The 18,810-nt window shown below is 38.0% G+C and carries 19 protein-coding genes; all 19 read left to right on the plus strand.

Annotated features, from left to right (window positions below; all coding sequences use genetic code 11):
• Nucleotides 1-470: 470 nt before the first annotated feature.
• The 19 genes from recG to CN326_RS14290 all read left to right on the plus strand — a co-directional run bounded on the left by recG (nt 471) and on the right by CN326_RS14290 (nt 18,723).
• Entirely contained in the window at nt 471-2,519 is a 2,049-nt protein-coding gene (gene recG, locus CN326_RS14200; protein ID WP_098309665.1) for an ATP-dependent DNA helicase RecG, read from the plus strand.
• A gap of 87 nt (nt 2,520-2,606) precedes the next feature.
• Nucleotides 2,607-3,197 (plus strand): transcription factor FapR, encoded by a 591-nt coding sequence (fapR, locus tag CN326_RS14205; protein WP_098309771.1) that lies wholly within the window; start codon nt 2,607-2,609, stop codon nt 3,195-3,197.
• Nucleotides 3,194-4,186 (plus strand): phosphate acyltransferase PlsX, encoded by a 993-nt coding sequence (gene plsX / locus CN326_RS14210; RefSeq protein WP_098309666.1) that lies wholly within the window; start codon nt 3,194-3,196, stop codon nt 4,184-4,186. The genes fapR and plsX overlap by 4 nt, the downstream gene beginning before the upstream one ends.
• 15 nt (nt 4,187-4,201) lie before the next feature.
• Nucleotides 4,202-5,146 carry an ACP S-malonyltransferase gene (gene fabD / locus CN326_RS14215; protein ID WP_098309667.1) on the plus strand — a complete coding sequence of 315 codons (945 nt, stop codon included), beginning with the start codon at nt 4,202-4,204 and terminating at the stop codon, nt 5,144-5,146.
• A complete protein-coding gene (gene fabG, locus CN326_RS14220; RefSeq protein WP_098309668.1) occupies nt 5,146-5,889 on the plus strand; it encodes a 3-oxoacyl-[acyl-carrier-protein] reductase in 744 nt (247 codons plus the stop codon). Before fabD ends, fabG begins: the two co-directional genes overlap by 1 nt.
• 154 nt (nt 5,890-6,043) lie before the next feature.
• Complete coding sequence (acpP, locus tag CN326_RS14225) at nt 6,044-6,277, plus strand: acyl carrier protein (protein WP_098309669.1); 234 nt, start codon at nt 6,044-6,046, stop codon at nt 6,275-6,277.
• A gap of 60 nt (nt 6,278-6,337) precedes the next feature.
• Entirely contained in the window at nt 6,338-7,075 is a 738-nt protein-coding gene (gene rnc / locus CN326_RS14230; RefSeq protein ID WP_098309670.1) for a ribonuclease III, read from the plus strand.
• 66 nt (nt 7,076-7,141) lie between these two features.
• On the plus strand, nt 7,142-10,711 hold the full coding sequence (gene smc, locus CN326_RS14235; protein ID WP_098309772.1) for a chromosome segregation protein SMC: 3,570 nt from the start codon (nt 7,142-7,144) through the stop codon (nt 10,709-10,711).
• 15 nt (nt 10,712-10,726) lie between these two features.
• Nucleotides 10,727-11,716, plus strand: a complete 990-nt coding sequence (gene ftsY, locus CN326_RS14240) for a signal recognition particle-docking protein FtsY (protein ID WP_098309671.1) — start codon at nt 10,727-10,729, stop codon at nt 11,714-11,716.
• Between the two features lie 222 nt (nt 11,717-11,938).
• Nucleotides 11,939-12,271: a putative DNA-binding protein gene (locus CN326_RS14245; protein ID WP_098309672.1), complete on the plus strand. Its 333-nt coding sequence runs from the start codon at nt 11,939-11,941 to the stop codon at nt 12,269-12,271.
• Between the two features lie 12 nt (nt 12,272-12,283).
• Entirely contained in the window at nt 12,284-13,633 is a 1,350-nt protein-coding gene (ffh, locus tag CN326_RS14250) for a signal recognition particle protein (RefSeq protein WP_098309673.1), read from the plus strand.
• 101 nt (nt 13,634-13,734) lie between these two features.
• Nucleotides 13,735-14,007, plus strand: coding sequence for a 30S ribosomal protein S16 (gene rpsP, locus CN326_RS14255; RefSeq protein WP_090912726.1), 273 nt, complete (start codon nt 13,735-13,737; stop codon nt 14,005-14,007).
• Between the two features lie 14 nt (nt 14,008-14,021).
• Nucleotides 14,022-14,249, plus strand: a complete 228-nt coding sequence (locus tag CN326_RS14260) for a KH domain-containing protein (RefSeq protein WP_098309773.1) — start codon at nt 14,022-14,024, stop codon at nt 14,247-14,249.
• Nucleotides 14,250-14,369: 120 nt separating this feature from the next.
• Complete coding sequence (gene rimM / locus CN326_RS14265) at nt 14,370-14,885, plus strand: ribosome maturation factor RimM (RefSeq protein WP_098309674.1); 516 nt, start codon at nt 14,370-14,372, stop codon at nt 14,883-14,885.
• Nucleotides 14,885-15,619, plus strand: a complete 735-nt coding sequence (trmD, locus tag CN326_RS14270) for a tRNA (guanosine(37)-N1)-methyltransferase TrmD (protein ID WP_098309675.1) — start codon at nt 14,885-14,887, stop codon at nt 15,617-15,619. Before rimM ends, trmD begins: the two co-directional genes overlap by 1 nt.
• A 142-nt stretch (nt 15,620-15,761) precedes the next feature.
• Nucleotides 15,762-16,106, plus strand: coding sequence for a 50S ribosomal protein L19 (gene rplS, locus CN326_RS14275; RefSeq protein ID WP_098309676.1), 345 nt, complete (start codon nt 15,762-15,764; stop codon nt 16,104-16,106).
• 99 nt (nt 16,107-16,205) lie between these two features.
• The gene (gene lepB / locus CN326_RS14280; RefSeq protein WP_098309677.1) at nt 16,206-16,757 is read left to right on the plus strand and encodes a signal peptidase I; all 552 of its coding nucleotides are present in this window, start codon (nt 16,206-16,208) and stop codon (nt 16,755-16,757) included.
• Nucleotides 16,758-16,779: 22 nt separating this feature from the next.
• Nucleotides 16,780-17,643, plus strand: coding sequence for a ribosome biogenesis GTPase YlqF (gene ylqF / locus CN326_RS14285; protein ID WP_098309678.1), 864 nt, complete (start codon nt 16,780-16,782; stop codon nt 17,641-17,643).
• A 303-nt stretch (nt 17,644-17,946) separates the two neighbouring features.
• The gene (locus CN326_RS14290) at nt 17,947-18,723 is read left to right on the plus strand and encodes a ribonuclease HII (RefSeq protein ID WP_098309679.1); all 777 of its coding nucleotides are present in this window, start codon (nt 17,947-17,949) and stop codon (nt 18,721-18,723) included.
• The last annotated feature ends 87 nt before the right edge of the window (nt 18,724-18,810 follow it).

Consider the following 18,810-nt stretch of genomic DNA (forward strand, 5'->3'; position numbering starts at 1 on the left):
AATATAAATGATGAGAGGGCCTTACTAGCTAATACAGTGAGGCTCTCTTTCTTATTTATCCCGCTATTCGCGGGCAGTAAGACCCCCACCTCAAGATTGAGAGAGAAGCAAGGAAGATAGGTGGGGGATAACTGTCCGAAAAAGCTCTATTGGTGAGAGTTTGCCACAAGCAGCGAGATGAAAAACCCTACTTGTGGAAGTTTCACTTTATAATAAGTGTTGTGATTAAGAAAATAGTAGGAAAATAGAAAAAGCTATTTAGATGAAATTTGAATTGATATATATGGGTAGATAAAGGTGAAACGACTACTACGCTCTACTAATGCTATGGTAGAATAGGAGAGGTAGCGACTGTATATTCGAAATGAAAATGAGGATATGTAATTATTATGATATAACGTGTGAAGAAAGAAGATATGTGTTAGTGCATGTGAATGGTTAGGAATAAGATTTGACGGGGCGTGAAGATCTTGAGTGAAGTTGTGCAAGTTCCTATTACGGATGTGAAAGGGATTGGAGAAGAAACAGCTGTATTATTAAATGAGATGGGGATTTTTACGGTTTCTGATTTGTTAGAACATTTTCCGTATCGTTACGAAGACTATGCAATGAAAGATTTAGCTGAAGTTAAGCATGAAGAACGTGTAACGGTGGAAGGGAAAGTACATAGTGCCCCTCTTTTGCAGTATTATGGAAAAAAGAAATCACGTCTCACTGTTCGTGTTCTCGTTGGGCGTTATTTAATTACAGCGGTATGCTTTAACAGACCGTACTATAAGCAAAAATTAAATATTGATGAAACAGTCACAATAACTGGAAAGTGGGATCAACATCGTCAAACGATTTCAGTGTCGGAACTTCACTTTGGACCAGTTGTTCGTCAGCAAGAAGTAGAACCGGTATATTCAGTTAAAGGAAAATTGACGGTAAAACAGATGCGTCGTTTTATTGCACAAGCTTTTAAAGAATATGGTTCTTTTGTGAAAGAAGTACTGCCAGATGGGCTGTTGTCCCGCTACAAATTATTATCTCGTTATGAGGCGCTGTATGCCCTGCATTTTCCTAGCGGACAAGAAGATATGAAACAGGCGCGCCGTCGTTTTGTATATGAAGAATTTTTCTTGTTTCAATTAAAGATGCAGGCACTTCGCAAAATGGAACGAGAAAGCTCAAAGGGTGTAACAAAAAGTGTCTCTCTTGAGCAGTTAGAAGAGTTTATAGAAGCGCTGCCCTTTCCGTTAACAAATGCGCAGTATCGCGTTGTTTCGGAAATTATGAAAGATTTGCAGTCGCCGTATCGAATGAATCGTTTATTACAAGGGGATGTAGGTTCTGGGAAAACGATAGTTGCCGCAATTGCTTTATATGCTGCGAAATTAGCTGGATATCAAGGGGCATTAATGGTACCGACAGAAATTTTAGCGGAGCAGCATTATCAATCACTCGTATCTATATTTTCTTATTTTAATATGAACATTGAATTATTAACAAGCTCTGTAAAGGGAGTGCGTCGCCGTGAAGTATTAGCTAGGCTAGAACAAGGAGAAATTGATATTCTCGTTGGAACGCATGCTCTAATTCAAGATGAAGTTATATTTCACAGACTTGGGCTCGTTATTACGGATGAACAACATCGTTTTGGTGTAGCTCAGCGTCGCGTTTTAAGAGAAAAAGGTGAAAGTCCAGATGTTTTATTTATGACAGCGACACCAATTCCTCGTACATTAGCAATTACTGCGTTTGGTGAAATGGATGTATCAATCATTGATGAGATGCCAGCAGGTCGTAAAGTGATTGAAACGTACTGGGCGAAACATGATATGTTTGAACGTGTTCTTGGATTTGTCGAGAAAGAAGTGAACAAAGGACGACAAGCATATGTCATTTGTCCACTAATTGAAGAATCAGAGAAACTAGACGTACAAAATGCAATTGATTTGCATAGTATGCTGACCCATCATTATCAAGGGAAATTTCAAGTTGGATTGATGCATGGGCGCCTTTCTTCTCAGGAGAAAGACGAAGTAATGCATCAATTTAGCGAAAATAAAGTGCAAATTCTCATTTCGACAACAGTTGTAGAAGTTGGTGTGAACGTGCCAAATGCAACAATGATGGTTATCTATGATGCAGAACGTTTTGGATTATCGCAACTTCACCAACTTCGTGGGCGTGTGGGGCGTGGAAGTGAACAATCTTACTGTATTTTAATTGCTGATCCGAAATCAGAAACAGGAAAAGAACGTATGCGCATCATGACAGAGACGAATGATGGTTTTGTGTTATCAGAAAAAGATTTAGAATTGCGTGGTCCTGGAGATTTCTTTGGAAGTAAGCAAAGTGGTTTGCCTGAATTTAAAGTAGCTGATATGGTACATGATTATCGAGCATTAGAAACAGCTAGGCAAGATGCTGCTTTACTTGTTGATTCAACTGCATTTTGGCAAAGTGAGCAGTATGAAATGCTGCGAAGTTATTTGGAAAAATCAGGAGTTTTCCAAGGGGAAAAGCTTGATTAAAACGGAAGAAACAAAAAAATGTTGCATTCTGTATTTAATGCTTATATACTACTGTTAGTACCTAGTCATAAAAATGGATGGTGCGGAATGAAAAAAAGAAGGAAAAAAGAAAGACAAGAGTTGTTACAACAAACAATAGAAGCAAATCCGTTTATTACGGATGAAGAATTAGCTGAACAATTTCAAGTGAGTATTCAAACAATTCGTCTTGATCGCATGGAATTATCAATTCCAGAATTAAGGGAACGGATTAAACATGTGGCAACGAAACAACATGAAGAAGATGTAAAATCCTTGCCCCTTGATGAAGTGGTAGGAGAAATTATTGATATAGAATTAGATAGACATGCGATTTCGATTTTTGAAGTGAAAGAGGAACATGTCTTTAAACGTAATCAAATTGCTCGTGGGCATCACTTATTTGCGCAAGCGAACTCATTAGCTGTTGCAGTTATTGATGAAGAATTAGCTTTAACTGCGAAGTCTACCATTCGATATATTCGTCCTGTAAAATTAGGAGAGCGTGTTGTTGCAAAAGCGCGTGTTGAAGATGTGGAGAATGATAAAGGACGGACGGTTGTCAAAGTGCAAAGTTTTGTTGGAGATGAACTTGTTTTTAAAGGCACTTTTGAAATGTATCGATCTAGTAATTATAGTGAGGAAGGTAACAACTTATGAGAATCGCAATAGATGCAATGGGTGGCGATCATGCGCCGAAATCTGTCGTACTTGGAGCAATGAAAGCAACTAAACAATACGCAGACTTACATATTACATTAGTTGGAAAAGAAGACGAAATTCGTAAGTATTTAACAAGTGAAGAACGTATTACTGTACTGCATACAGATGAAGTAATTGAAGGAACGGATGAGCCGGTACGAGCAGTACGTCGCAAAAAACAAGCTTCGATGGTACTTGCTGCGCAGCAAGTAAAAGAAGGTGCAGCTGATGCTTGTATTTCCGCAGGGAATACGGGGGCTCTTATGGCAGCTGGATTATTTGTAATTGGACGCATAGAAGGGATTGAGCGCCCAGCTCTTTCGCCTACTATGCCAACAGTAGACGGTAATGGCTTTGTTATGTTAGATGTTGGAGCAAACGTCGATGCAAAAGCAATTCATTTATACCAATATGCTGTAATGGGATCTGTATATGCAGAGAAAGTGAGAGGAATTGCTAATCCTCGCGTAGGTCTTTTAAATGTTGGAACTGAGGATGGAAAAGGAAACGAGCTTTCTAAGCAAGTTTTTGCAATGCTAAAAGATGCACCGATTAACTTTGTTGGAAATGTAGAATCACGAGACTTATTACAAGGTGTAGCTGATGTGGTTGTTTGTGATGGATTTACCGGAAATGTTGCCCTTAAAACGTTAGAGGGTACTGCACTTGCATTATTCTCGATGCTAAAAGAGCAATTAATGAGTTCGTTTACAAGTAAACTAGCGGCGGCGGTATTAAAACCAAAGCTTATGGTGTTAAAAGATAAAATGGATTATTCAGAGTATGGAGGAGCTGCTTTATTTGGATTGAAAGCTCCTGTCATCAAAGCGCATGGTTCTTCCAATGACCAATCGATTTTTAGCGCGATTCGTCAAACTAGAGAAATGGTAGCGAAGGAAGTTATTCCTACTATTACGAGTGTAATAGAGGAGGAACCGCTTCAATAATGAGGAGGATTTGAAATGGGAAAACTAGCACTTCTTTTTCCAGGACAAGGTTCACAGGCAGTTGGAATGGGAAAACAATTAGCAGAAAGTCATGAAGAGGTTGCGAAAGTATTTCATCAGGCTGATGAAATTTTAAAAGATTCTCTTTCATCACTTATTTTTGAGGGACCTCAAGAAACGTTGACGTTAACAACAAATGCACAACCAGCATTGTTAACGACAAGTATTGCAATTTTAAAGGCATTGGAGCAATATGAGATTAAACCTGACTATGTTGCAGGACATAGTTTAGGTGAGTATAGTGCACTAGTAGCAGCGGGTGCTATGTCATTTGAAGATGGTGTATACGCTGTAAGAAAACGCGGTGAGTACATGGAAGAAGCTGTGCCGAATGGCGAAGGTGCAATGGCAGCTATTCTGGGAGCGGATCCGGATATGTTAAAGCAGGTGACTGAAGAGGTGACGCAGGAAGGATATGCTGTTCAAGTTGCGAATATGAACAGCACGAAGCAAATTGTCATTTCTGGTACAAAGCAAGGTGTGGAATTGGCTTCAGAAAGAGCGAAAGAAAATGGTGCGAAGCGTGCAATTCCACTGCGCGTTAGCGGTCCGTTTCATTCATCGCTTATGAAACCAGCTGCTGAGAAGTTTCGTGGTGTATTAAATGAAATTTCAATTCACGATGTGAAGATTCCCGTTGTTGCAAATGTAACAGCAGATTGCATTACTCGTAAAGAGGATATTCAAGAAAAATTAATTGAACAACTCTATTCCCCTGTATTATGGTACCCATCCATTGAACGGATGGTAGAGCTTGGTGTGGATACATTTATTGAAATTGGGCCTGGGAAAGTTTTAGCTGGTCTTATGAAATCAATCGCTCCATCTGTGAAAGTATATGCAATATATGATGAAGAGACGATGAAGGATACCATTTCAAAACTGAGAGGAGAAGGCTAATGTTATTAAAAGATAAAGTCGTATTAGTAACGGGAGCATCTCGCGGAATCGGCCGTGCAATTGCATTAGATTTAGCAAAACAAGGTGCGAAAGTAGTTGTAAACTACGCAGGAAACGAATTAAAAGCAAATGAAGTTGTAGATGAGATTAAAAAATTAGGTTCAGAAGCAATTGCAGTAAAAGCAAATGTTGCTAGTAGCGAAGAAGTGACTGATATGGTAAAACAAACTGTGGATACATTTGGTCAAATTGATATTCTTGTCAATAACGCTGGTATTACAAAAGACAATTTATTAATGCGCATGAAAGAAGAAGAATGGGATGCTGTTATTAATACAAACTTAAAAGGTGTCTTTTTATGTACAAAAGCTGTATCTCGCTATATGATGCGTCAACGTCACGGTCGTATTATTAATATCGCCTCTGTTGTTGGTGTTACTGGAAACCCAGGACAAGCAAACTACGTTGCAGCAAAAGCGGGTGTAATTGGATTAACAAAAACTTCAGCAAAAGAGCTAGCAAGTCGTAATATCACAGTAAATGCAATTGCTCCTGGATTTATCGTAACAGATATGACAGATGTATTGGCGGAAGATGTGAAGAATGAAATGCTAAAATTAATCCCAATTGCAAAATTTGGAGAAGCAGAAGATATTTCAAATGCGGTTGCATTTTTAGCATCAGATGCGAGCCGTTATATCACTGGGCAAACACTTCATGTTGACGGCGGCATGGTGATGTAAAAGGAAAAACTACAGAAATAGGTTGATTTCATCTAGCTTTTCTGTACAATATTAAATATAATGGCTTGAGAAGATCGGAAAAATAGTGATCTAATTTATAGATAAATTTAAAAAAGTAATTGTTTGTCAATACTTTTAAAGGAGGTGAATGAATATGGCAGACGTTTTAGAACGTGTAACGAAAATTATCGTAGATCGTCTAGGAGTAGACGAAACAGAGGTAACAACAGCTGCAAACTTTAAAGAAGATTTAGGTGCTGATTCTCTAGATGTAGTAGAACTTGTAATGCAACTAGAAGATGAGTTTGAAATGGAAATTTCTGATGAGGAAGCAGAAAAAATTGCTACTGTTGGCGATGCTGTGACTTACATAGAGAGTCATCTATAATGCTTGATGAAGTCCCGTTTATATACGGGGCTTTCTCAGCATATATATCTGGAGGGACCTATGCCGTACAGAAAGTATAGAGATAAGAAGTATGAAGCGAAATATCGCGAGGCTTTTAAAAAGTTTCAAGCGAAAATAGGTATTACATTTACAAATGAAAAATTGTTGATACAAGCATTTACGCATTCATCGTATGTGAATGAGCATCGGAAAAAGCCACATGAAGATAATGAGCGTCTTGAATTTCTTGGTGATGCGGTACTAGAACTGACGGTTTCGCAATATTTGTTTCAAAAATATCCGACAATGAGCGAGGGAGAATTAACAAAACTTCGCGCGGCTATTGTATGTGAACCTTCTCTCGTTCGTTTTGCGAATGAGCTGGTATTTGGTAATCTTGTCCTTTTAGGAAAAGGGGAAGAAATGACAGGAGGTCGCGAACGTCCAGCGTTATTAGCGGATGTCTTTGAAGCGTTTATTGGTGCACTTTACTTGGACCAAGGTTTAGACAAGGTATGGGGATTTTTAAAAACAGTTGTTTATCCGAAAATTAATGAAGGTGCTTTTTCTCATGTGATGGATTTTAAGAGTCAACTACAAGAATTAATTCAGCGTGATGGTAGCGGTAATATAGAATATCAAATTTTGCAAGAAAAAGGACCAGCCCATAATCGAGAGTTTGTATCGCGTGTTACATTAAACGGCGAAGCATTAGGGCTTGGAAGTGGAAAGTCTAAGAAAGAGGCAGAACAGCATGCTGCCCAAGAAGCGTTAGAAAAATTAAAAGAGCATTCATAGAGCATTCATAGAGAATCCCCCTTATACTTAGGGGGATTCCTTGTGCATAAAGGGGGAAGGCCTTTCGTGTTTTTAAAACGGTTAGAGATAGCAGGATTTAAATCTTTTGCAGAACGTGTATCGATTGACTTTGTACCAGGTGTAACGTCTGTAGTAGGTCCAAATGGAAGCGGAAAAAGTAACATTACAGATGCCATTCGTTGGGTACTTGGTGAGCAATCCGTAAAGTCGCTGCGCGGTGCGAAAATGGAAGATATTATTTTTTCGGGTAGTGATACACGTAAAGCGTTGAATGTTGCTGAGGTAACATTAACATTAAATAATGAGGATCAGCGTCTGCCGATTGAATATAACGAAGTAAGTGTAACGAGACGAGTATATCGTTCAGGAGATAGTGATTTTCTTATTAATAAACAACCTTGTCGTTTAAAAGATATTGTAGATTTATTCATGGACTCAGGTATGGGACGTGAAGCATTTTCTATTATCAGTCAGGGGAAAGTAGAAGAGATTTTAAGTAGTAAAGCGGAAGATCGCCGTAGTATTTTTGAAGAAGCAGCTGGTGTACTGAAATATAAAATCCGTAAAAAGAAAGCGGAAGGAAAATTAGCAGAGACGCAAGATAATTTAAATCGTGTAGAAGATATTATTCATGAATTGAGTGATCAAGTTGAACCTCTCGAAAGACAAGCTTCTATTGCAAAAGACTATCTTGAGAAAAAAGAAGAATTAGAAAAAGTTGAAGCGGCATTAATTGTATATGAAATTGAAGAGTTACATGAAAAATGGGAAGCGCTTCGCGAGCAATTTAAACATAACAAAGATGAAGAAGTGAAATTATCAGCACAACTTCAAAAAAATGAAGCGGATTTAGAAGAAGTGCGTGGAAATGTACAAGCCATTGATGAATCTGTTCAATCTTTGCAAGAGGTTCTTCTTCTTTCTAGTAAAGAACTTGAAAAATTAGAAGGACAACGCGAGCTGCTGAAAGAAAGAAAGCACAATGCAACAACACATTGTGCACAGTTAGAAGCACTGATTCATGAATTAACAGATAAAGTTTCTGCATATGAAGGCAGTGTTGCGCAAGGAACAGACGAATTAATGAAATTAGCAAATCATGTGAAAGAGTTAGAACAGAAACTGCATGATAATGAAAGATTGTTGTCTACATATGTACAAAATTTAGATGAGCAAATCGAGTATTTAAAAGGTGATTATATTGAACTTTTAAATCAACAGGCAAGTTATCGAAATGAACTTTCTATGTTAGAGGAACAATTTAAACAAAGAGATTTCAAAAACCAGCGTCTTGACGAAGAAAATGAAAAATATGTACAGATGCGCATAGAAATTGCACAGAAAAAATCAACGTTCGTTGAAAAATATGAACATATAAAAGAGCAAATTACAAATCTGCTGTCAAGTATGCAGCAAACGGACATTGCACTTGGAAAATGTAAAGAACAATATAGTGAAAATGAGAGCAAATTGTATCAAGCATATCAATACGTTCAGCAAGCTCGTTCTCGTAAAGAAATGCTTGAAGAAATGCAAGAGGATTATTCAGGATTTTATCAAGGAGTCCGTGAAGTATTAAAGGCACGTGATAGCCAGTTGCATGGTATTGAAGGTGCAGTTGCAGAACTTCTTACTGTACCGAAAAAGTACGAAGTGGCAATGGAAATTGCGCTTGGAGCAGCAATGCAGCATGTTGTTGTACAAACAGAAGAACATGCGCGCCGAGCAATTGCATTTTTAAAGCAAAATCGTCATGGACGTGCGACCTTTTTACCGCAAAGTGTAATTAAAGGGAGAGCACTTAGGACAGAGCAGCTTCGGATTGTAAACCAGCACTCATCATTTATAGGAGTAGCTTCAGAGCTTGTGCAGTACAATAATAAATATGAAGATGTTATTACAAATTTATTAGGTACGGTAATTGTCGCTCATGATTTAAAAGGAGCGAATGAATTAGCAAAGCAGCTACAATATCGTTATCGTATTGTTACATTAGAAGGCGACCTTGTAAATCCAGGGGGTTCAATGACGGGTGGTGCTGTGAAGCAAACGAATTCATCTTTATTAGGACGCCAACGTGAGTTAGAAGAGTGGAACGAAAAGTTGACAGATATGGAAGAAAAGACGGCGAAGCTAGAAAGCTATGTCAAAGAGCTAAAACAAGAAATACAAGAAAAAGAAGTGCAGATGAAAGAACTTCGACAAAGCGTCGATGAAAAGCGTGTAGATGAACAAGCATGTAAAGAAGAGATTAATCAGTTAGAACTAGAAGAGCATCGCATTAATGAACGCTTATCTATTTATGATTTAGAGCTAGAAGGATTTTTGCAAGATCAAGTGAAGATACAAGGGCGGAAAACAGAGCTAGAAAAAACGCTTACAGAGCTGCAAGAAAAAATTATGCAGCTTGATACAACAATTAAAGAATTAACAAAGCAAAAGAGTGAGCAACATTCTTCGAAAGAAAAAGTGCAGATAGAAATTACGGAGTTAAAAGTGCAAGTAGCTGAAAAGCAACAACGATTATCAAATCAAAAAGAGACAGTAGACCGCCTCACAAAAGAACAAGATGAGACGAAAAAGAATCTTATAAAGACAAAAGAAGATTTAGCATTCTTGAAACAAGAAATGACATCGAATTCCAGTGGTGAAGAGCAAATTACAAGTATGATTCAAAAGAAAACCCACGATCGAAATCAAACTGTTGAATTAATTAGCTCACGCCGTGAACAACGTCTGGATTTACAAGGGCGACTAGAATATTTAGATTTAGAAGTAAAAGAAGCGAAACGTCAGCATAAATATTTGCTTGATGTATTAAAAGATGAAGAAGTAAAAATAAATCGTTTAGACGTGGAGCTAGAAAACCGCTTGCAGCACTTACAAGAAACGTATACCATTTCTTTTGAAGCGGCGAAACAAAAGTATACGATGACAATGTCTGGTGATGAAGCTCGTAAAAAAGTGAAATTAATTAAATTATCCATTGAAGAACTTGGGACAGTAAACTTAGGTTCAATTGATGAATACGAGCGTGTATCTGAGCGTCATACGTTCTTATTAGAGCAGCGTGATGATTTGGAAGAGGCGAAAACAACACTGCATCAAGTAATTGACGAGATGGATGAGGAAATGAAAAAACGCTTTTCTTATACATTCCAAGCAATTCGTACAGAATTCCAGTTTGTGTTTAGTGAATTATTTGGCGGAGGGCGTGCGGATTTAGTTATGACAAACCCGCAAGATTTATTAAATACAGGAATTGATATTGTTGCACAGCCACCAGGAAAGAAATTGCAAAATTTAGGTCTTCTTTCTGGAGGAGAACGAGCATTAACAGCAATTGCATTGCTGTTTAGTATTTTAAAAGTTCGTCCTGTACCGTTTTGTGTACTTGATGAGGTTGAAGCAGCGCTGGATGAAGCGAACGTTGCTCGTTTTGCGCAGTACTTGAGAAAGTTTAGTGATGAAACACAATTTATAGTTATTACACACCGAAAAGGAACAATGGAAGAATCAGATGTACTATATGGTGTAACGATGCAGGAATCTGGCGTTTCCAAGCTTGTATCCGTTCGTTTAGATGACGGAGCAGAAGTTGTGACAAGTGAATAGAAAGGATGGGAAAGAATGAGCTTTTTTAAAAAATTAAAAGAAAAAATTTCAAAACAAACAGATACGGTATCAGAGAAGTTTAAACAAGGTTTAGAGAAAACGAGAAATTCTTTTGCTGAAAAGGTAAATGACTTAGTATATCGTTATCGTAAAGTTGACGAAGATTTCTTCGAAGAGTTAGAAGAAATTTTAATTGGTGCGGATGTGGGTGTGTCCACAGTAATGGAATTAATTGACCAATTAAGAGATGAAGTGAAACGTCGTAATATCCAGGACCCAAGAGAAGTACAAGCTGTTATCTCTGAAAAACTAATTGAGATTTACAAAGGAGACGGTAACTTTAATAATGAGTTAAATGTACAAGATAACGCCTTGACAGTTATTTTATTTGTTGGGGTAAACGGTGTTGGGAAAACAACGACGATTGGAAAAATGGCACATAAATTTAAAGCAGACGGCAAGTCTGTATTATTGGCAGCTGGCGATACATTCCGTGCTGGTGCGATTGAACAGCTAGAAGTATGGGGAGAACGTGTTGGTGTAGATGTAATTAAACAAGGATCAGGTTCGGATCCAGCAGCTGTTATGTACGATGCAATTCAGGCTGCAAAATCACGAAAAGTTGATGTATTGTTATGCGATACAGCAGGCCGTTTGCAAAACAAAGTTAATTTAATGAAAGAGTTAGAGAAAGTAAAACGTGTAATCGAACGTGAAGTTCCTGGAGCTCCTCATGAAGTATTACTTGTCATTGATGCAACAACAGGACAAAATGGTTTAAGTCAAGCGAAGACATTCCGCGAGGCGACAAATGTAACAGGCATTGTCCTAACGAAATTAGACGGAACTGCTAAAGGTGGAATTGTATTAGCAATTCGTAATGAGATGGATGTACCGGTGAAATTTGTCGGCCTTGGAGAACAAATGGATGATTTACAAGCATTTGATCCAGAACAATATGTATATGGACTATTTGCAGACTTTGTAGAAACAGAAGTGGAATAAAGCAAGGTTTTTATTAGTGATAGACTTTATCTGCTACTAATAGTTTATTGAATTTACGTATATCTAAGTAGAAAATGTTTTTGGTAAAAAATAAGAGGCGGTGCTTGCCGCTTCTTATTTTTAAATTTAAATAAGATGTTAAGAAAAAAACTTGACACACTTTTGCTCTCCATGTAAACTAATTCATGTAAAGGTAATTCACTTAACAAAGGGTGATTCAACATGCTCGAAAAAACAACGAGAATGAATTATTTATTTGATTTTTATCATTCGTTGTTAACGCCAAAACAAAGAAGTTATATGTCACTTTACTATCTTGATGATCTATCGCTTGGTGAAATTGCAGAAGAATTTGAAGTGAGCCGCCAAGCAGTGTATGATAACATTAAACGGACAGAAGCGATGCTTGAAGAATATGAAGAAAAGTTATTGTTACTTCAAAAGTTTCAAGAAAGGCAGCAACTTGTTGCAAAGTTAAAGCAGCTAATCAGCGAAGAAGAGCATGTAGATGAACAAGTGAAACAAGTTGTTGAAGCTATCGAAAATTTAGATTAGGAGGGCGGCAATATGGCATTTGAAGGATTAGCCGACCGACTTCAACAGACAATGCAAAAAATTCGCGGCAAAGGGAAAGTAACTGAAGCCGACGTAAAAGAAATGATGAGAGAAGTTCGTCTTGCTCTTTTAGAGGCAGACGTTAACTTTAAAGTAGTAAAAGATTTTGTTAAGCGTGTGTCTGAACGTTCTGTCGGACAAGATGTAATGAAAAGTTTAACACCTGGACAGCAAGTTATTAAAGTAGTACAGGAAGAACTTACAGAATTAATGGGTGGGGAGCAGAGTAAAATTGCAGTCTCTAACCGTCCGCCAACTGTCATTATGATGGTTGGTTTGCAAGGTGCAGGTAAAACGACGACAACAGGTAAGCTTGCGAATTTGCTTCGTAAAAAGCATAATCGTAAACCGATGTTGGTCGCGGCTGATATTTATCGCCCAGCAGCAATTAAACAGCTTGAAACACTCGGTAAGCAATTGGATATGCCGGTTTTCTCTTTAGGCGACAAGGTAAGTCCTGTTGAAATTGCCAAGCAAGCGATTGCGAAAGCTAAAGAAGATCACCATGATTATGTTCTTATTGATACAGCAGGCCGTCTGCATATTGATGAGGAGCTCATGGATGAATTAGCACAAGTTAAAGAAGTAGCCAATCCGGATGAAATTTTCCTTGTTGTTGATGCAATGACAGGACAAGATGCGGTTAATGTGGCTCAAAGTTTCCATGAACAGCTTGGTTTAACGGGTGTCGTATTAACAAAATTAGATGGTGATACGCGCGGAGGTGCAGCACTATCTATTAAAGCTGTTACAAACACACCAATTAAATTTGCTGGTATGGGTGAGAAATTAGATGCATTAGAGGTATTTCATCCAGAACGTATGGCATCGCGTATTTTAGGTATGGGTGATGTTCTGACGTTAATTGAAAAGGCGCAGGCGACAGTTGATGAAGAAAAAGCAAGAGAACTTGAGCAAAAAATGCGTACACTTTCCTTTACGTTGGATGATTTTCTAGAGCAATTAGGACAAGTGCGTCAATTGGGACCGCTTGATGAACTTCTTAATATGCTTCCTGGTGCCGGGAAAATTAAAGGATTAAAAAATGTTCAAGTTGATGAAAAGCAAATTGGGCACATTGAAGCGATTATTCGCTCAATGACGAAATTAGAGCGTGAACAACCGGAAATGATTAACGCCAGTCGTAAGAAACGTATCGCTAAAGGTAGCGGTACAACTGTACAAGAGATCAATCGTCTTTTGAAACAATTTGAAGATATGAAAAAGATGATGAAAACGATGTCTGGTATGCAAAAAGGTAAGAAAAAAGGACTAGGTGGCATGAAGTTTCCATTTATGTAAGGAAAAAAAGATGGCTCTGTTAAGAAATTTTACTTTACAAAGGGTCACTCTTTTTGCTAATATTATTATCTGTGTGAAATATATTCGGAGGTGCTTTATAAATGGCAGTTAAAATTCGTTTAAAACGTATGGGAGCTAAAAAATCTCCTTTCTATCGTGTAGTTGTTGCAGATTCTCGTTCTCCTCGTGACGGACGTTTCATCGAGGAAATCGGAACTTACAATCCAGTTGCTCAACCAGCTGAAGTTAAAATCAACGAAGAAGCAGCATTAAAATGGTTAGGAAACGGTGCGAAACCATCTGATACAGTTCGTAACCTGTTCTCTAAACAAGGTATCATGGAGAAATTCCATTTATCTAAACAAGGTAAGTAATTCGAACAATGGCTATGGCAGGGTTAATCGAAACAATTGTTAAACCCCTTGTGGATCATCCTGAAGATGTAAAGGTTACACAGGAACTGTACAACGGAGAGATGAAGTATCGATTAACCGTACATCCTGAGGATGTGGGTAAAGTCATTGGGAAACAAGGGCGAGTTGCAAAAGCAATTCGAACGATCTTATATGCAGCGGGACATCATCAAAATGAGAAAGTAACGCTGGAAATTCAATAAGCATAAAAAGGGCGAGGATCTGTTCCTCACCCTTTTTTAACATTTTAAGATAAATCGCATCTTCAGCATAGAGAATGGAGATGCTAACGACATATAACAAACAGGGGTGACGTGCTGTTTATGACAAAATGGTTTAATGTAGGGAAAATTGTAAATACTCACGGTGTTAGAGGAGAATTGCGTGTAATTTCACGTACAGATTTTCCGGAAGAGCGTTATAAAGTAGGAAACACATTATACATATGGCAAGAGAAAGGGACTGAGCCACTGGCTGTAAAGGTAACTTCTCATCGTCAGCATAAATCTTTTGATTTACTGACTTTTGAAGGTTATAACAATGTAAATGAAGTAGAGCAATTGAAAGGCTCTTTATTAAAAGTTCCAGAGGAGCAGCTTGGAGACTTGGCTGAAGGAGAGTATTATTATCACGAAATTATTGGTTGTACCGTTGTAACAGAAGACGGAGAAACAATTGGTACGATTAAAGAAATTCTTTCTCCTGGCGCAAACGATGTTTGGGTTATCAAACAACCAAAAGGCCAAGATGTTTTAATCCCATATATCGAGGAAGTTGTCTTACAAGTAAACATTGATGAAAAGCTTGTAACAATTCAAGTAATGGAAGGATTACTGTAATGAAAATCGATATTTTAACCTTGTTTCCAGAAATGTTCACAGGTGTTTTTGGTTCTTCTATATTAAAAAAAGCACAAGAAAAAGAAGCTGTGCAACTAAGAGTTGTGAACTTCCGTGATTATTCAACCAATAAACATAATAGTGTCGATGACTACCCGTATGGCGGGGGAGCGGGGATGGTGTTAACACCACAGCCGATTTTTGATGCGGTAGAACAGTTAACGAAGGAAACAGAGCGTAAACCACGTATTGTGTTAATGTGTCCGCAAGGAGAGCGTTTTACGCAAAAGAAAGCTGAAGAGTTAGCGAAAGAAGAACATATAATTTTTGTTTGTGGTCATTATGAAGGGTATGATGAGCGTGTTCGCGAGCACCTTGTAACAGATGAAATTTCAATAGGAGATTATGTATTAACAGGCGGAGAACTGGCATCTATGGTTATTACAGATAGTGTTGTCCGTCTATTGCCTGATGTCCTAGGAAATCAACAATCACAAATAGAAGATTCATTTAGTACAGGCTTACTCGAACACCCGCATTATACAAGACCAGCGGATTTTCGTGGAATGAAAGTACCAGATGTACTTACGTCTGGTAATCATAAATATATTGAAGAATGGCGTCATAAAGAATCACTTCGTCGTACGTATATGCGCCGCCCTGATTTATTAGAGGAACGTAGTTTATCAAAACAAGAAGAAAAATGGTTGGCGGAATTGAAAGAAGAGAAGTAAAAAAATGCTATTGCAACAGAACGAGCAATATGCTATTATAACACTTGTGCTACTTATAGAGAGTAGCCGTTAACAACGGTGTTCCGCTGTAATTTATGAAATGACTTTGCAAGAGCATCTGTTTGGAAGGAGAGAATTGAATATGCAACAATTAATCGCAGACATTACAAAAAATCAATTAAAAACTGATTTACCTTCATTCCGTCCTGGTGACACTTTACGCGTACACGTAAAAGTAGTAGAGGGTACTCGTGAGAGAATTCAGATTTTTGAAGGTGTTGTAATTAAACGTCGTGGTGGCGGAATTAGCGAAACATTCACAGTTCGTAAGATTTCTTACGGTGTAGGTGTTGAACGTACATTCCCAGTTCACACGCCAAGAATCGCGAAAATCGAAGTACTTCGCCGTGGTAAAGTACGTCGTGCTAAGTTATACTACTTACGCAACCTTCGCGGTAAAAAAGCACGTATTAAAGAAATTCGATAAGACATGTATGGGAGCTTGTATTTGCAAGCTCCCTTTTTCCAATCTAGCTTTATTTTTGCTCGTATACAAACAGCTTACATAATTGTGGAGGGGAACCGCATGACGAAACAAAAAAGTACACTTTGGGAATGGATAAAAGCCATTTTAATCGCTGTTGTCTTAGCTTGGATTATTAGACAGTTTTTCTTTGCTCCGATTCTTGTAGATGGTGTATCTATGTCACCAACTCTTCATGATCGTGATCGAATGATTGTCAACAAAATTGGGTACCACATTAGCGAACCAAAACGCTTTGATATTATTGTGTTTCAAGCAACGGAAGATAAAGATTACATTAAACGTGTCATTGGTTTGCCAGGTGATCAGGTAGAATATCGAAACGACACACTCTATATTAACGGAAAGCCGTATGAAGAGCCGTATTTAGCTGAGGAAAAAAAGCAGCTTTCTGAAGGTCCGCTAACATATGATTTTAAGCTTGAAGAAATTACAGGGAAGACAACGGTTCCTGAAGGAGAATTATTTGTATTAGGAGACAATCGCCGTTTTAGTAAAGATAGTCGTACAATTGGAACAATTTCAATAGACCAAGTGATTGGGAAAGCTAATATGTTATATTGGCCATTAAAAGATGCTCGTATTGTAAAATGAACGTAGAAAAGAAGGTGGAAATATGGTAATTCAATGGTTTCCAGGTCATATGGCCAAAGCAAGGCGGCAAGTAACAGAAAAGTTAAAATTAATCGATGTTGTAATTGAACTTGTTGATGCAAGACTGCCATTATCATCACGAAATCCGATGATTGATGAAATTATTACGCATAAGCCAAGGCTTGTCGTTTTAAATAAAGCGGATATGGCAGATGATCGTGTAACAAAGGAATGGATTGCGTATTTTGAGGGAAAAGGTCATAAAGCAATTTCTATTAACGCGCAAGCTGGACAAGGTATGAAAGAAATTACAGCAGCATGTAAGGAACTGGTGAAAGAAAAGTTTGATAAGATGGTTGCAAAAGGTATTAAACCGCGAGCAATTCGCGCTTTAATTGTTGGTATTCCGAACGTTGGAAAATCAACATTAATTAATAAATTAGCAAAGAAAAATATTGCGAAAACAGGCGATCGTCCAGGTGTAACAACGGCCCAGCAGTGGATTAAAGTAGGAAAAGAAATGGAATTACTAGATACGCCGGGTATTTTGTGGCCGAAATTTGAAGATGAAATGGTTGGGCTTCGTCTTGCGACGACTGGTGCGATTAAAGATTCTATTTTAAATTTACAAGATGTGGCTGTATATGCACTTCGGTTTATGGAGAAACAGTATCCAGAACGTTTGAAAGAGCGTTATAAGTTAAATGACATCCCAGAAGATATTGTGGAACTATTTGATGCAATTGGAAAGAATAGAGGCTGTTTAATGGGTGGAGGACTTGTTGATTATGACAAGACATCAGAACTTGTTCTTCGTGAGCTTCGTGGTGGTAAACTTGGAAAAATGACATTTGAAACACCAGAAGAAATAATAGAAGAAGCATAAAGTGAAATTTTCATCAGTGGGGATTTTCTTTATCTCCCCCTGATGAAAAGCTCTCACCAATCGGGCTTATATCCCCCGCTTATCTTCTTCGCTACTCTCTGAATCTTGCGGGGGATATTATACTGCCCGCGAATAGCGGGATAAAGCTAGATTTCTAGTTGGTTCGTTTCATTCATTTAATTTTTACTGGTAGTTATTTTAAACCCGGTGTCTTTCGTTCTTCTGAATACAGAGATAATATTAAACGGGAAAGAAAAAGGCGCGCTTTTGCACGCCTTTTCTTATTTGGAGGAGGAACTGTGTATGTCTAAAAAACAAACAATTCAAGAAATAGAAGAGCTATTGCAAGAAATTGTACAAGAAGACGACGAACGTTTTGCTATGTTATTAGCAGACGAACGAAAAGGTGTGCAAAGACTCATTACAAAATGGAAAAAACAACAAGGGGATAAAGAAAAAGAAAAACAAAAATTTATTGAGATGTCAATTTATGAAGGTGCGCTCCGGCAAAAAGGGATTGTATCTATTGCTGGTATTGATGAAGTGGGAAGAGGACCGTTAGCGGGGCCTGTTGTTGCTGCTGCTGTTGTGCTTCCAGAAGATTTCTATATACCAGGTTTAAATGATTCGAAAAAGCTGAGTGAGGCGAAGCGTGAGCGGTTTTATGGTGAAATTCAAGAGAAGGCATTAGCAATCGGGATTGGGATTATACCACCTAATGTAATCGATGAAATAAATATTTACCAAGCGACGAAACAAGCGATGCTGGATGCTGTTGCAAATTTATCTTGTACACCAGAGCATTTGCTAATTGATGCGATGGAACTTCCGACTTCAATCCTTCAAACGTCTATTATTAAAGGAGATGCGAAAAGCATTTCTATTTCGGCTGCATCTGTAATTGCGAAAGTAACGCGTGATCGCATGATGAAGGAGCTTGGAAAACGATATCCGCAGTATGGATTCGAGCAACATATGGGTTATGGAACGAAACAGCATTTACAAGCGATTGAAACTTATGGTGTGTTAGATGAGCATCGAAAAACATTTGCTCCAATTAAAGATATGATTAAAGAATAAGCTGTAATCTACAGCTTATTCTTTATTTTTGTATATTAACATTACTATTTTCAAAAAAGAATAAAGCGATTTCAGTTTTCTGACACT

The organism is Bacillus sp. AFS018417 (assembly GCF_002560985.1).
Classification (GTDB): domain Bacteria; phylum Bacillota; class Bacilli; order Bacillales; family Bacillaceae_G; genus Bacillus_A; species Bacillus_A rhizoplanae.